Source organism: Bradyrhizobium sp. WSM2793 (assembly GCF_000379585.1).
In the GTDB taxonomy this organism is placed as follows: domain Bacteria; phylum Pseudomonadota; class Alphaproteobacteria; order Rhizobiales; family Xanthobacteraceae; genus Bradyrhizobium.
This window is the reverse complement of record NZ_KB902779.1, coordinates 124,098-137,437: the sequence shown is the minus strand read 5'-3', so window position 1 is coordinate 137,437 and position 13,340 is coordinate 124,098. Positions and strand designations below refer to the sequence as shown.

The following is a 13,340-nucleotide window of genomic DNA, read 5'->3' as shown; positions in this document are numbered from 1 at the left end:
CGGAGGCGACACAGGCCACTGTCATCGCAACGGGACATCGCCCCGGAATGAGACGGGGTTGCCGCTGTGTTCACGCTTCGAGCGCGATTGCGTGAACGTGGCGGCCGTAATCCGGCTCCTTGCGATGCACCGAGCGGCGATAGCTGAAGAAGCGCTCGTCGGCGTAGGTGTCGACGCCGAGATCGTCGATCATCAGGATGCCGGCGGCGTCCAGCCGCTTGCGAATGAAACCGGCGAGATCGAACATCGCGTGTCCCTGGCGCACCGAGGGTATGAAGAATATCGCGTTGTCCGCATCGGCCTCGATGAAGCGCGCGACGAACTCGTTGCCGACCTCGTAGCTGTCCTGGCGGATCAAGGGGCCGATCGCGGCGATGATGCCACTGCGCGTCGCGCCGAGTTTTTCCATCGCCGCGATCGTCGCTTCCAGCACGCCCGTCAGCGCGCCCTTCCACCCCGCATGCGCGCCGCCGATCACGCGCGCGTTGGGATCGACGAACAGCACCGGCCCGCAATCGGCAGTGGAGACGCCGAGCGCGATGCCGGGCGTGTTCGTCACCAGCGCATCGCCCTTCGGCCGCGGCCCGTTCGGCCACGGTGCTTCTGCGACGAGCACGTCGGGTGAATGGATCTGGTGCAGGCTGAGGAAGCGTGCCGGCGCGACGCCGACATGCTCGGCCATGCGGCGGCGGTTCTCCGCGACAAGGGTCTGATCGTCGTTGGAGCCGAGGCCGCCGTTCAGCGCCGAGTAGATACCACTGGAGACGCCGCCTTCGCGGGTGAAGAACGAGTGGCGCAGGCCGGGCACGGCCGACAGCAGCGACGAAGCGAGCGTCATGAGGCTTCTCCGGCCTGTTCGAGATCGCTGAGGCCGGCAATGCCTGTCAGCCGCGGTTCGGAGATGCCGAGCACCTTGAACATCGAGCCCATGCCGCTGCGCCCGGTGTCCGTCAGCCGCTTGAGGGCGATCGAAATGTCGGTGGCGACCTCCGGCGTTGCCTTCTGCATCAAGGCGGCGGCCCTTGTGTCGATGCCGATCCGCTTGAGGAAGTCGCCTTGCGTCACCGGCCCGTGCACGCGCGCGCCGACGTCCTCGGCCGCGCGCGCCAGCGCCTGGAAGTCGACATGAGCGGTGACGTCGGCTTGGCCCGGCGCCTTCAAGGGATCGGCGAAGGTGTGGCGCGCAATCGCCTGGAAGGTGTCGCCGGCGTCGCTGCGCAAATGGCCATAATCGATGATCAGGGCCGCGCCGTCCTGGTCGCGCACGCGCGTGGCGAGCTTCATGATCTCGCCGTCGGGGCGCCATTCGAACACGGCGCCGACGGGTGCGGCGCGCACGAGCGGCGGCAGGAGCACGTCGAAGCGCGGCGTCGGCTCGGACGCCGCGCCGAATTGAAGCTTGCCGTTGGGATCGATCTCGATCACGCGCTCGTGCCAGCCGTTCTCGTGGCGGACCATCTGGTGGACCGGCAGCACGTCGAAATATTCGTTGGCGAGGATGATGCTCGGTCCCTCAGGCACGTCGTCGATGCTGTCGTGCCAGGCGATGTTGCGCACGCCTGACAGCGTCGCATTCTGCCGCTCGCGCAAGACGGGATTGACCTCGACCATGTGGACATGAAGCGCCTGGTAGAGCGGCGGCAGCACGCGAAGGGCGCGTAGCGCGTCCGCCATCATGGTGCCGCGGCCGGGGCCGAGCTCAATCAACCGCAGGAATTGCGGCGAGCCCATTTGCTTCCACACCGAGGCGGTCCATAGTCCCAAGAGCTCGCCGAACATCTGGCTGACTTCGGGTGAGGTTGTGAAGTCGCCCTCACGCCCGAGCGGATCGCGCGAGACGTAATAGCCATGGCGCGGATGCATCAGGCACAGTTCCATGTACCGCCAGACCGGCATGGGACCTGAGGATTTGATCAGCGCCTTGATCTCGTTGAGTAGCGGCTGTTCGGTCACGGCTATCTTCTCGAAATGAATTAACGAACGGCCCCTGCGGGCTTCGGCGCACCGCGCCTGACTGCCAATACAATAAGTATGCCGCCGACGATAAGCATCGGGATCGACAGCAGCATGCCCATGGTTAATCCGCCCCAGAGGAAACCGAGCTGCGCGTCCGGTTCGCGGAAGTGCTCGCCGGCAATCCGGGTCAGACCGTAGATCAGGATGAAGGCGCCGAGGATCATGCCCGGCCGTTTCAGCGCGCCGAGCCGGATCATCACCGCGAGCACGGTGAACAGCAGGATGCCTTCCATGCCGGCCTCGTAGAGCTGGCTCGGATGACGCGGCAGTTGCGTGGGATCGCTGGGGAATATCATCGCCCAGGGCAGGCTCGCATCGGTGGCGCGGCCCCACAATTCGCCGTTGATGAAGTTGGCGATGCGCCCGAGCAGCAGTCCGACCGGCGCGACCGCGGTGGTGATGTCGCCGAGCGACAGGATCGAGATGCCATTGCGAAAGGCGAACAACATCACCGCGACGACGCAGCCGAGGAAGCCGCCATGGAAGGACATGCCGCCCTCCCATAACCGGAAGATCGCGGCGGGATGATCGATGAAGAAAGGCAGATTGTAGAACAGCACGTAGCCGGTGCGGCCGCCGAGAATGATGCCGAGCGTAACCCAGAGGATGAAGTCGTCGATCTGCAGCAGCGACATCGGCGCGGGGCCGCCCCACAGGCGCTCCTTCTTCAGCAGCGAGCGCGCATAGAGCCAGCCGAACACGATGCCGCAGATATAGGCCAGCGCATACCAGCGGATCGCGAACGGCCCGATCTCCAGCGCGATCGGCTTGAAGGCGGGGAAGTCGATGAGAAGAAGCTGCATCTCGCCTTCTATTTCTGGACGAGATTGCGGCGATAGAGCGCCAAGAGGCGCTCCCAATGCCGCTCGGCGGCGTCGCGGTCATAGACCGGGCGCTTGGGGAAGGCGAAGCCGTGATGCGTGCCGGGATAGATCTCGACCTCGGCCTTGGCGCCGTTCATGCCTTCTTTGACCTTCTCGATAATCTCCGGCGGCGCGTAGACGTCGGTCTCGGCGCAGGCGAAATAGAGCTCGGCCTTGGTCTTAGCCGCGGCCAGATGCGGGCTGTCGTCCTGATCCGTTGCCAGCTGCACGCCATAGATCGAGGCGGCCGCCTTGACGCTGTCGGGGAAATGCGTGGCGGCGTTGATGGCGTAGCGGCCGCTCATGCAATAGCCGACGGTGCCGACCAGCTTGGTGTTCGCGGCCGCCTGGCCCTCGGCATAGGCGAGCAGCGCTCTGGTGTCGTCCATGATCATGGGGATGGTGAGCGAGCCCATCAGCTGGAACATGCGCTTGCGCTCCGGCGCGTTCGGGTCGGCCGGCAGCGCGCCGAGCTCCATCACGCCGGAGCGGTAATAGAGGTTCGGCAGCATCACGTAATAGCCTGAGGTCGCGAGCCGGCGCGCCATGTCGCGCAGCTCTTCGCGGATCGCGGGCGCATCCATGTAGAACAGGATGACCGGAAAAGGCCCGCCGCGTTCGGGATGGCTGATGAAGGTTGCGGTGTGGCCGTCCCTGGTGGGGATCGCGATCTGCTGGTCGATCATCTCATGCGCCTTGTGATTCTTCTTATGCAGGGACGTTGAATACGATTGCAAGGAAACCGGGGCATGACAAGGATACCGCCGATCGGGCCTTGAACCGGCCTAATCGGATTGCCATTGTGTTTTGGAGCGTTCGCGCAAAGTTTATCGGAGCTGCCAGGAGGCCGAAATGACCCAGACCAACAACCGGTTTTTCGACGAGATCGGCCGCCTGATGAACGATGCCGCCGGCGCCGCGCAGGGCGTCAAGCGCGAGTTCGACACGGTGATGCGCACCCAGGCCGAAAAATTTCTGCGCGACATGGATCTGGTCAAGCGCGAGGAGTTCGAGGCGGTCAAGGACATGGCCCGCCTCGCCCGCGAGGAGAACGAGGCGCTGAAGGCGCGCATCACGGCGCTGGAGGCCAAGCTCGGCGGGTAGGCGCCCTTCTTACCCTCCCCTGGAGGGTGGATCGCGCGTAGCGCGAGCGGGGCGGGGTGACGGTCTCTCCGCGTCGAAAGTGCCCGTGGGGAGAGATCACCCCACCCCCGTCTCACATTTCGCTGCGCTCAATGTGAGCCGACCCTCCCCCTCCAGGGGAGGGTGCCGCCCATTCTCCTTGTCATTTCCGCATCTTCCGGGTAAAAGCCCGCCAGTTCGTGGCCCCCGCACCCCTGGAGGCTTGCTGCGAACGATGCCATGGGCCGCGCTGCGGCCCATTAACTTTTGCAAAAACAAGGACTTAACGACATGGCGACGACCGTCAAGGAATTGAAGGCGACCGCACGTCCGAAGAGCGGCAAGGGGGCCGCCCGGGCTGAGCGTCGCGCCGGGCGAGTGCCCGGAGTGATCTATGGCAACAACCAGCCCCCCGTCACGATCTCGATCGAAGATCGCGAACTGCGCCAGCGCATCCTCGCCGGCCGGTTCCTGACCACGCTGGTCGACATCGATCTCGAGGGCAAGAAGCACCGCGTGATTCCGCGCGACTACCACCTCGATCCGGTCAAGGACTTCCCGATCCATGTCGACTTCATGCGGCTCGGCGAAGGCGCCACCATCCGCATCAGCGTGCCGCTGCATGTCGTGAAGGCGGAAACGTCCCCGGGCGTGAAGCGCGGCGGCACCGTCAACATCGTCGCCCACGCGATCGAGCTCGAATGCGGCGTCGAGAGCATTCCGCAGTACATCGAGGCCGATGTCGGCTCGCTCGAAATCGGTCACTCCTTGCATCTGTCCGACGTCAAGTTGCCGAACGGCGTGAAGGCGCTGACCCGCGAGGATGCAACCCTCGTCACCATCGTGCCGCCGTCCGGCTACGCCGAAGAGCAGAAGGCCGCCGCTGCGGCTGCAGCTCCTGGCGCTGCTGCGGCTGCTCCGGCGGCTGGCGCTGCGGCTCCGGCCGCTGCTGCTCCTGCCGCGGCTGCCAAGGCTCCCGCCGGCGGCGACAAGAAGAAGTAATCTCTCAAAGCTGGCGCGCGGTCTCTGATCGCGCGCCGAGCGAGGGGCGCGCCGCGTCATGCGACTCTTTGTTGGGCTCGGCAATCCCGGCGCAAAATACGCACGTAACCGGCACAATATCGGCTTCATGGCCGTCGACGAGATCGCGCGGCGTCATGGTTTCGCACCATGGCGCCGTCGTTTTCAGGGCGAGACCTCGGAAGGCACGCTCGGCACTGAGCGCGTGATCCTGCTCAAGCCCACGACCTACATGAACGATTCCGGCCGCGCCGTGCAGGAAGCCGCAAGCTTCTTCAAGATCGCCATGGGCGACGTCACCGTGTTTCACGATGAGCTCGAGCTGCCGCCGGGCAAGGTGCGGGTGAAGATCGGCGGCGGCATCGCCGGCCATAACGGCCTGCGCTCGATCTCGGCGCATATCGGCAACGACTATCGCCGGGTCCGGCTCGGCATCGGTCATCCCGGCGTCAAGGAACTGGTGCACGGCCATGTGCTGTCGGACTTCGCCAAGGCCGACAACGACTGGGTGTCGGCGCTGTGCGAGGCGGTGGCCGAGCACGCAGGCCTGGTCGCCAAGGGCACGGATGCGACCTTCGCCAACAGGGTGCATCTCGCCATGCAGGCGAAGGGATTTTTGACCAAGGACGAGAACGGCAAGGAATAACGCTCGTGGGATTTAAATGCGGAATCGTCGGATTGCCCAATGTCGGCAAGTCGACCTTGTTCAACGCGCTGACCGAGACGGCCGCGGCGCAGGCCGCGAACTATCCGTTCTGCACCATCGAGCCGAATGTCGGCGAGGTCGCCGTGCCCGATCCCAGGCTCGACAAGCTGGCGGCGATCGCCAAGTCCGGCCAGATCATCCCGACCCGGCTGACCTTCGTCGACATCGCTGGCCTCGTCCGCGGCGCCTCCAAGGGTGAAGGCCTCGGCAACCAGTTCCTCGCCAACATCCGCGAGGTCGATGCGATCGCGCATGTCGTGCGCTGCTTTGAAGATTCCGACATCACCCATGTCGAGGGCAAGATCGCCCCGCTTGCCGACATCGAAACCATCGAGACCGAGCTGATGCTCGCCGATCTCGACAGCCTCGAGAAGCGCGTCGACAACCTCACCAAGAAGGCCAAGGGCAACGACAAGGACGCCAAGGAGCAGCTCGACCTCGTCAACCGCACCCTGGTGCTGCTGCGTGAAGGCAAGCCCGCGCGCCTCGTCGAGCGCAAGGCGGAGGAGGAGCGCGCCTTCGGCATGCTCGGCCTGCTGTCGTCCAAGCCCGTGCTCTATGTCTGCAACGTCGAGGAAGGCTCGGCCGCAACGGGCAATTCGTTCTCCCAGGCGGTGCAGGAGCAGGCCGCCAAGGAAGGCGCGGTCGCCGTCGTCATCTCCGCCAAGATCGAATCCGAGATCGCGACCATTTCGCGCGAGGAACGCGCCGACTTCCTGGAGACGCTGGGTCTCGAAGAGGCCGGCCTCGATCGCCTGATCCGCGCCGGCTACACGCTGCTCGACCTCATCACCTATTTCACGGTGGGTCCGAAGGAAGCGCGCGCCTGGACCATCTATCGCGGCACCAAGGCGCCGGGCGCGGCGGGCGTGATCCATACCGATTTCGAGAAGGGTTTCATCCGCGCCGAGACGATTGCGTATGAGGACTACGTCGGGCTCGGCGGCGAAGCCGGCGCCCGCGATGCCGGCAAGCTCCGCCTCGAAGGCAAGGAATATGTCGTCGCCGACGGCGACGTGATGCATTTCAGGTTTAATACGTAAAACACCAACATCGGTGCTGTAGGGTGGGCAAAGCGAAGCGTGCCCACCATCTCTCTCATCTCGCGGAATGATCGTGGGCACGGCGCTTTGCGCCTTTGCCCACCCTACGGCACCTGTGCGTGACGCTCACCGCATCCCGCTGCCCTGGTCGCGGATGGCGCCGAGATGCTCGTTGATGCGGAAGACGATCAGGATCAGCTCCGCGGCGATGCGCGAGAACACGATTCCGACGACGACGCTCGCGATCGACGACAGCAGCACCAGGAAGCCGCCGAACGGACTGATCGCCATCGCAGCCAGGCCGGAGAAGATGCCGGAGAGGCCGAACAGGCAGATCAGCGCGATCACCAGCCAGTAGAAGGTCTTGATGATCGTCGGCGTGATGAAGCGGTCCCACTGAAACAGATCGCTGAATGAAAACATTGCTCTCCCCAGGGCATCGGGCCTTGGTAAATGGATCTTGGCCCTCGGTTGATCCGACTCAAGACCAACGCCGCCACCCCGTATGTAGCACGAGCCATGCGGGCCGGCGGGTTGAGATTGCCGCAAAGTGCGGCCACAATCTGTCATTTCCGCTAGCCAATCCCAAGATGACCCTGACCTTCGAAGATTTCCCGCCCGGCCGGTTCGGAACATTCGGCCCGCGACACGTCACCCGCGACGAGATTCTGGCCTTCGCGGCCGAGTTCGATCCGCAGCCGATGCATCTGGACGAGGAGGCCGCAGCCAAGAGCATGCTGCGCGGCCTGTCCGGCTCGGGCTGGCACCTCTGCTCGCTGATGATGCGGATGATGGCCGACGGCTTCATTACCCGCGCCGCGTCGCTGGGGTCTCCCGGCGTCGACGAGGTGCGCTGGCTCTCGCCGCTCAGGCCGGGCGACGACCTCATGCTCGACGTCGACGTGCTGGAGGCGCGCACGTCCAGGAGCCGCCCCGGGCTCGGCATCGTCAAGTTCAAGTGCAGCGTGCGCAACGCGGCGGGGCAGACCCTCGCCGAGATGACCTCGCCGATCCTGATCAAGCGGCGCGAGGGAGCGGTCTGATGCGGTTCTTCGACGACATCGCGATCGGCCAGCGCCGCGAGATCGGCAGCTATACGTTCACGGCGGATTCCATCAAGACGTTCGCCGCCAAGTTCGACCCGCAGCGCTTTCACCTCGACGAGGAGGAGGGCAAGAACTCGCTGTTCGGCGGGCTTGCCGCCTCGGGCTGGCATGTCGGCTCGGCCTGCATGAGCCTGCTTGTCGCTGACGGCCAGCGTCTGGCGCGCGAGGCCGTAGCGCGCGGCGAGGAGGTTGCGGTGTGGGGGCCTTCGCCGGGCTTTCGCGACCTGCGCTGGATCAGGCCGGTGCTTGCCGGCGATACCGTCGCTTACGTCAACGTCGTCACCGACAAGCGCACCTCGGCCTCGCGCCCCGGCTGGGGCATCCTGACCGCCCGCACCACCGGCACCAACCAGCGCGGCGAGGACGTCTATTCCATCACCGCCAGCGCTTTCGTGCCGATGCGGAAGAGCGGTTAGATCTGTTCCAAGATGAACGGGCAAATGAGTGCGCAAGTGTTGCCCGCGCGCTATGGACGCGATTCCGGGCGGCTGCCATAAGCCTGCGCAACATGGTTACCGCGAAGCAGTTTGGTGGAACCAGTGAGTTGCTAACTAATTATGAACCTGTCGCTGTCTAATTGAAACGAATTGGGCAGAGACAGGGGACGAGGACCATGGCTGATCGCGGCGCACTCAAGTTTGTTGGATTTATCTTCGCTACCGCGACGCTGGCCGTGATGCTGGTCGCCGGCATGGTGGTGAAGGGCTATGCCGATGGCGCCTACACCCTGGAAGCCTCGGCCGTCGACGCGAGCCGGTAAGAATCTGTTAAGCTCTCGGGGCCGGAAAGCGGCCCCCTCAGCGGCTATAGACGAACGCCAGCACCGCGATCGCAACCACCAGCAGTCCGACGAACCGCAGCATGATCGTGCCGAGCTGACTGGGCGCGGGCCGCAGCGATATCGGGTCCGTGTTGTCGGGCCGAATGCTTTCCATGAGATGTCCCCCGGCCCGGCCGCAAGAGAAGCGGGCGCTTGGCATTGGTCGTCGGGAAGGCGCGGCGGGTTCAATAGCGCGCCGCATGGCTACGGTGACGGTGTGAACGTGCGTCCACCGTCTTACGCGACCTTTTTCGCAGCCACACCCACCGCCGTCATGCCCCGGCTTGACCGGGGCATCCAGTACGCCGCGGCGTCTCGGTTCAATCACTGGCGTCTCTGGAATACTGGATCACCCGCTTTCGCGGGTGATGACACCTGTTTTGACGAGATAGCGTCCGGACCCGCTACGCCGGGGCGACATCCCGAATCAAAACTGCCGCGCTCCTTGCGGAACGCGGCAGCCGGTGATGCGTGATGTCAGTGCTTAGCTGTTGCGCAGGCCGTCGGCGGCGCGCTTCCACTGCGCGACGTTGTCGGCGATCATCCGGGTCGACTTCATCGCGGCCTGGCTGAGCTGGGCGTAGCCGGAGATCTCGCGCTGGACGCGCTGGCCCTCGGCATGCAGCAGGTCACGCAGGCTCTCGAGCTCCGAGATCAGATTCTCGATCTCGGCGAGCGAGGTGCCGGCGACGCGCTGGATCAGCGAGTTGACGTTGGTGACGGTGGCGTCCGCGCTCGGATCGAGCGGGGGCGCGTCGGTGGTCGCCGCCGCCGGACGGCGCAGATAGGCAATGTCGTTGCGGACGAAGTCGCGGATGCCGGCTTCGACTTCCGTGACTGCAGCGAGGTTGGTGTCGACCGTCTCGGTCTCGGCGGTTTCGGTCTTTTCCGGACGCATGGCGTTCATCGTTATTCCCCTGTTCGCGTTGAGCGCAGCGCGAGTGTCCCCCGCACGACGACGTCTGTGAGGCAGCCCGCATCAGGGCGCCGGAATTTGGCCGCAAATGGGCCGAGATGCGGCAAGGGCGGACCATTCGGGGGTTTTGCCGTGGCGTATGGTTAGGAGAGTGTGAACGTCGCTGCGGCGGCCACCGTTCCAGCTCCTCCTGGTGAGGAGCGCGAAGCGCGTCTCGAACCATGCAGGGCCTCGATCCTTCGAGACGCGCTCCTTCGGAGCGCCCTCAGGACGAGGAGAAAGAGTGGAGGCTCGGCCTACCAGCTCTTCTTGAAACCCGCCGTCAGGCTCTTGTTGATCGCGCCTTGCGAGGTCTCGCCGACCGAGCCGGAGACGGTGACATTGTCGAACAGCTTCTGCTCGGCGCCGACCTTGCGCAGCCATTTATCGTCGGTGGTCGACAGCGACTGGCCGGCGGTGATGCTGGTGCCGGTGTCGGTGAGGGTCACCTTGGCCGACTGGTCGGTCTCGTAATTGCGGGTGATGTGGCCGCCGATGCCTGGGACCGCACTCGTGCCCTGCTGGTTGACGCTGTAGCCGTTCTGCAGCGTCAGCGAGGTATCGCTGGACAGCGGCATCGATTTGGTCAGCGAGGCCCCGAGCTTGCTCTGTTCCGAGCCGGGATCGACGCGGGCTTCCACCGCGGTCTTGTCCCAGATCACTCCAGCGCCGGGCGCGGTTGCCGTCGCCCAGGCGCTGCCGGAGGATTGCGGCAGGTTGCCGCCATTGGTGGCCTTTTGCGCCAGCAGCTCGGACATCGTCCGCGGCTCGCTCGTCACCGTCATGTCGGCGCCGATCCGCGTATCCCAGAACGAGAACACGGATTGCTTCGCCGTCACCGCCGAGGAGCCGTTCGCATTGGCGTTCGACGACCAGTCCAGGCCGTCCTTGGCGGCGGCCTTGGCGCGCTTCTTGGCGGCGATCGGGTCAATGCCGGTGCCGGCATCGACCGCGAGCTGGCTCCAGTCGAGCTTGTCGACGTCGATGCCTTTGAGCACGTCGGGGTCGTTGACGTCGGGGGTCTCTGCCGTCTCGGTCTCGGCCTCGTCTGGCGCTGCCGCGGGTGGGGAGAAGGGCGGAAGGATCTGCGCCGAAACCGTCAGCACTGAGCCCAAGATGAACGCGGCCGCCAGCACCGGCAGCCTGGTCCAGCCGAAACCTGTCGAGAATTCCATCGTCCTGCCCGCAAACCCCAGCGCATGTTGTCCGCCAATATAAGGCGGTCCTTGGTGATGACCATGCGCCATTCGGTCTGCTTGCATCAATGCGGATTTATCGTTGCGAAATTGTGGCAACTCGCGTGGGGACGCGAACCAACGGGCCGCGCGAAAGGCGCGCGCCCGACGACGAGCTCTCGATGCGACGGCATCCGGCGGGGCTGGCGGCCAGGACGTCGCGTCAGGCATTGTCGTCGGTCCCGAACAGCGGGGCCCGTTGGCGTCCCCCTCAGCCGACGCTGGTCATCTTCGGCAGATGAATGGCGCGGCCGAGTGCCTGCTCGACCAGGTCGAAGGTGTCAATCAGGACGCGCATGCTGGTGAGCTTGCCCGCCCTGAACTGGGCGAACTGCGCGACCCGCAAGCTGATCGGCTTGTTGGAGTCCAGTGCCGTCAGCGAATAGCGCATCATCGAGGCGGCGGAATCGACGCCCAGCATGATGCTCTCGCGGTCGAAGCGGCGGACCTGGAAATTGTCGGCGAGCTGGCGGATGACGTCGAGCACGGCGTCCTTGCCCTGGCGCGCGCCGAGGAACGGAAACATGTCGATCGGGCCGTAGAGCGCCCATTCGACATCCTCGTCGATCAGGGCCTCGATGTCCTCGAAATGCCGGTCGTTGATCGCGCGGTGCAACGCGCGCGAGAAACGCCAGAGGCTGTGCTCTGTCATTTTGGGCAGTCCTGAAGCTGGCTTTGCGAAAGAAAAACGGAAAACGACCCCAGCGCAGTCAGGCGGTGGGGCTCAACTCATTTGTATACGAATAAAATACCCGATTTCGGCCAAAACGCAATTCACGTTTTCGCAATGCACAATTGATGGCGATATGTGAGATCTGCAATAAAACCCCGTAATCTTCCGGGTCCTGGCGGCTCGGTTCCAGGGGAGGGAGCAGGCTCAGTCCACCCGTGCACCCGTGATCAGCGGCCCGATCTCGCGCTCCAGCACCTGCTGCACCAGATCGTAGGAATCGATGATCTCGCGGATCTCCGCCACCAGCCCGCCGCGGAAGGTGTAGAACACGGCCATGTCGAACTGCACGATGCGGTCGTTGCTGCGCTTCCTGAAATAGGCCTGCATGTAGGTCGCGACCGCCTCGCCCTCGGCCAGGATGTGCGGTGCCTTGTAGCGGATCTCCGAATAGCGCGACCAGACCGTCTGCCACAGCTCGCGCAGCTCGGCCTTGCCGTGGCGCGGCACCATGTGCGGCAGCACGTCGATCGGCGCATGGGTGAGGAAGTCGACGTCATCGGTGCAGCACGCCAGCGCGGCCTCGATGTCGCCGCGCGCGAAGGCGTCGAGCAGATGCAGCACGCGCTGGCGATTGAGCTTCTCGACAGTCATTCCGCCCGTCCTCATTGGCCGTGTGGCGCCCTGCAACGCTAACGCGCGGTCTCCTGCACCGGCAATCCGCAAAATCACAGGGATGTTGCAGACGATATGACGCTCGAGCGCAATGCCAGGTTCATGGCGTGCCAATTGCGAGTTGAATTGCGGCAAGGCTGCACGAATTCTTGTGCATTCAGCTGCATGACACGCAACGCAGATGGCGCAATGCGCAAGGTCACCGCGGCGCAGCCGCATGGAACCGCGATGTGCTCGCGCTCGTTGGGACGCCGACAATGCCTCCGGAGACACGATCCATGAAATCACTCTTCGCCATCGCTGCCGTGCTGCTCATGTGCGGCGCGACCTCCGCCGCCAACGCCAAGGGCTGCATCAAGGGCGCCGTCGTCGGCGGCGTTGCCGGCCACTATGCCGGCCATCACGGCGTGCTGGGCGCCGCCGCCGGCTGCCTCTACGGCAGGCACCACGCCAAGGAACAGGAGAAGCAGCGGCAGCAGCAGGGTCAGGTGAACGGGCAGGGGAAGCTTTAACCGTCCGACGGTTCGGCAAACGGAAGCCCGCTGCCGCGTCGGCGGTCCGCCCCCTCGCCCCGCTTGCGGGGAGAGGCGAAGCAACGCGTGATCCATCTCACATCACCCGCTGCCGATGCGCCTAACGTCATCCCCATGTCATCAGGGAGACGTGCCATGGCCGCCCTCGCCACCGTCAGAAAGTCCCGCCTGCACAACGCGCTCGAAGGCCTCGCGCTGACCACGATCCTGCAGAGCTTCCCGACCTTCGCCGCCGCCGCCTTCCTGCTCAAGCTCGTTGGCAACCACGATCTCGTCGGCGACCCCGGCGTCGCCGTCTTCGTCGCCATCGCCTCGCTCGCCCACGCCATGCTCGCCGTGACCCTCGGCCCGAGCTTCCCGCACCTGTTCAAGACCATCTACGAGCCAAAGTTCTTCGAGGCCCATCTGTCGCTGTCCGACAAGATCACGGCCTGGCGCACCCAGCCGGTCGCCTCGCTCCAGCTCGTGACCATCGTGCTGCTGCTGTCGGTGATGGCGGTGGTGACGGCGAGTGTGGGGTGAGGGCGGTCTCCGGCGTCATTCCGGGGGCCGCAGAGCGGCGAGCTATGATGCGCA

At 64.9% G+C, this 13,340-nt stretch carries 19 protein-coding genes; 9 read left to right on the top strand and 10 right to left on the bottom strand.

Annotated features, from left to right (window positions below):
• Window positions 1–70 precede the first annotated feature (70 nt).
• The 4 genes from pgeF to A3AS_RS0114650 are packed head-to-tail and all read right to left on the bottom strand — an operon-like array spanning window position 71 to window position 3,565.
• The gene (gene pgeF / locus A3AS_RS0114665; RefSeq protein WP_018318333.1) at window positions 71–838 is read right to left on the bottom strand and encodes a peptidoglycan editing factor PgeF; all 768 of its coding nucleotides are present in this window, start codon (window positions 836–838) and stop codon (window positions 71–73) included.
• Window positions 835–1,953: a class I SAM-dependent methyltransferase gene (locus A3AS_RS0114660; protein WP_018318332.1), complete on the bottom strand. Its 1,119-nt coding sequence runs from the start codon at window positions 1,951–1,953 to the stop codon at window positions 835–837. Before A3AS_RS0114660 ends, pgeF begins: the two co-directional genes overlap by 4 nt.
• Window positions 1,954–1,973: 20 nt before the next feature.
• Window positions 1,974–2,819, bottom strand: a complete 846-nt coding sequence (gene lgt, locus A3AS_RS0114655) for a prolipoprotein diacylglyceryl transferase (protein ID WP_018318331.1) — start codon at window positions 2,817–2,819, stop codon at window positions 1,974–1,976.
• A gap of 8 nt (window positions 2,820–2,827) precedes the next feature.
• The gene (locus tag A3AS_RS0114650; RefSeq protein WP_026202001.1) at window positions 2,828–3,565 is read right to left on the bottom strand and encodes a dienelactone hydrolase family protein; all 738 of its coding nucleotides are present in this window, start codon (window positions 3,563–3,565) and stop codon (window positions 2,828–2,830) included.
• Between the two features lie 166 nt (window positions 3,566–3,731).
• On the opposite strand from A3AS_RS0114650, the gene A3AS_RS0114645 reads away from it, so the two are divergent.
• From A3AS_RS0114645 to ychF, 4 genes are all read left to right on the top strand, one after another.
• Window positions 3,732–3,983 carry an accessory factor UbiK family protein gene (locus A3AS_RS0114645; protein ID WP_011090176.1) on the top strand — a complete coding sequence of 84 codons (252 nt, stop codon included), beginning with the start codon at window positions 3,732–3,734 and terminating at the stop codon, window positions 3,981–3,983.
• 309 nt (window positions 3,984–4,292) lie between these two features.
• Entirely contained in the window at window positions 4,293–5,003 is a 711-nt protein-coding gene (locus tag A3AS_RS0114640; protein WP_018318328.1) for a 50S ribosomal protein L25/general stress protein Ctc, read from the top strand.
• A gap of 58 nt (window positions 5,004–5,061) precedes the next feature.
• Window positions 5,062–5,667, top strand: a complete 606-nt coding sequence (pth, locus tag A3AS_RS0114635) for an aminoacyl-tRNA hydrolase (RefSeq protein WP_018318327.1) — start codon at window positions 5,062–5,064, stop codon at window positions 5,665–5,667.
• A gap of 5 nt (window positions 5,668–5,672) precedes the next feature.
• Window positions 5,673–6,770, top strand: coding sequence for a redox-regulated ATPase YchF (gene ychF / locus A3AS_RS0114630; protein WP_018318326.1), 1,098 nt, complete (start codon window positions 5,673–5,675; stop codon window positions 6,768–6,770).
• 126 nt (window positions 6,771–6,896) lie between these two features.
• Here ychF and A3AS_RS0114625 read toward each other — a convergent pair whose 3' ends face one another.
• Window positions 6,897–7,193: a DUF4282 domain-containing protein gene (locus A3AS_RS0114625; RefSeq protein ID WP_018318325.1), complete on the bottom strand. Its 297-nt coding sequence runs from the start codon at window positions 7,191–7,193 to the stop codon at window positions 6,897–6,899.
• Window positions 7,194–7,360: 167 nt separating this feature from the next.
• Between A3AS_RS0114625 and A3AS_RS0114620 the strand changes: the two genes are divergently transcribed.
• The 3 genes from A3AS_RS0114620 (at window position 7,361) to A3AS_RS48320 (ending at window position 8,636) form a co-directional block, all read left to right on the top strand.
• Window positions 7,361–7,813 (top strand): MaoC family dehydratase, encoded by a 453-nt coding sequence (locus tag A3AS_RS0114620; RefSeq protein WP_018318324.1) that lies wholly within the window; start codon window positions 7,361–7,363, stop codon window positions 7,811–7,813.
• Complete coding sequence (locus A3AS_RS0114615; protein ID WP_018318323.1) at window positions 7,813–8,292, top strand: MaoC family dehydratase; 480 nt, start codon at window positions 7,813–7,815, stop codon at window positions 8,290–8,292. Before A3AS_RS0114620 ends, A3AS_RS0114615 begins: the two co-directional genes overlap by 1 nt.
• A 197-nt stretch (window positions 8,293–8,489) precedes the next feature.
• A complete protein-coding gene (locus A3AS_RS48320; protein WP_018318322.1) occupies window positions 8,490–8,636 on the top strand; it encodes a hypothetical protein in 147 nt (48 codons plus the stop codon).
• A gap of 37 nt (window positions 8,637–8,673) precedes the next feature.
• Here the strand turns inward: A3AS_RS48320 and A3AS_RS48315 are convergent, their stop codons facing one another.
• The 5 genes from A3AS_RS48315 to A3AS_RS0114585 all read right to left on the bottom strand — a co-directional run bounded on the left by A3AS_RS48315 (window position 8,674) and on the right by A3AS_RS0114585 (window position 12,210).
• Window positions 8,674–8,811 carry a hypothetical protein gene (locus tag A3AS_RS48315; RefSeq protein WP_018318321.1) on the bottom strand — a complete coding sequence of 46 codons (138 nt, stop codon included), beginning with the start codon at window positions 8,809–8,811 and terminating at the stop codon, window positions 8,674–8,676.
• A 369-nt stretch (window positions 8,812–9,180) separates the two neighbouring features.
• Complete coding sequence (locus A3AS_RS0114600) at window positions 9,181–9,603, bottom strand: hypothetical protein (protein ID WP_018318320.1); 423 nt, start codon at window positions 9,601–9,603, stop codon at window positions 9,181–9,183.
• Between the two features lie 305 nt (window positions 9,604–9,908).
• Window positions 9,909–10,826 (bottom strand): hypothetical protein, encoded by a 918-nt coding sequence (locus tag A3AS_RS0114595; protein ID WP_018318319.1) that lies wholly within the window; start codon window positions 10,824–10,826, stop codon window positions 9,909–9,911.
• Between the two features lie 271 nt (window positions 10,827–11,097).
• Window positions 11,098–11,538, bottom strand: a complete 441-nt coding sequence (locus A3AS_RS0114590; RefSeq protein ID WP_018318318.1) for a nuclear transport factor 2 family protein — start codon at window positions 11,536–11,538, stop codon at window positions 11,098–11,100.
• 225 nt (window positions 11,539–11,763) lie between these two features.
• On the bottom strand, window positions 11,764–12,210 hold the full coding sequence (locus A3AS_RS0114585; RefSeq protein WP_026202000.1) for a nuclear transport factor 2 family protein: 447 nt from the start codon (window positions 12,208–12,210) through the stop codon (window positions 11,764–11,766).
• 299 nt (window positions 12,211–12,509) lie between these two features.
• Here A3AS_RS0114585 and A3AS_RS0114580 point away from each other — a divergent pair, with 299 nt between their 5' ends.
• Both A3AS_RS0114580 and A3AS_RS0114575 read left to right on the top strand, forming a co-directional pair.
• Window positions 12,510–12,743, top strand: coding sequence for a hypothetical protein (locus A3AS_RS0114580; RefSeq protein WP_020508682.1), 234 nt, complete (start codon window positions 12,510–12,512; stop codon window positions 12,741–12,743).
• A 156-nt stretch (window positions 12,744–12,899) separates the two neighbouring features.
• Window positions 12,900–13,286, top strand: a complete 387-nt coding sequence (locus A3AS_RS0114575) for a hypothetical protein (RefSeq protein WP_018318315.1) — start codon at window positions 12,900–12,902, stop codon at window positions 13,284–13,286.
• The last annotated feature ends 54 nt before the right edge of the window (window positions 13,287–13,340 follow it).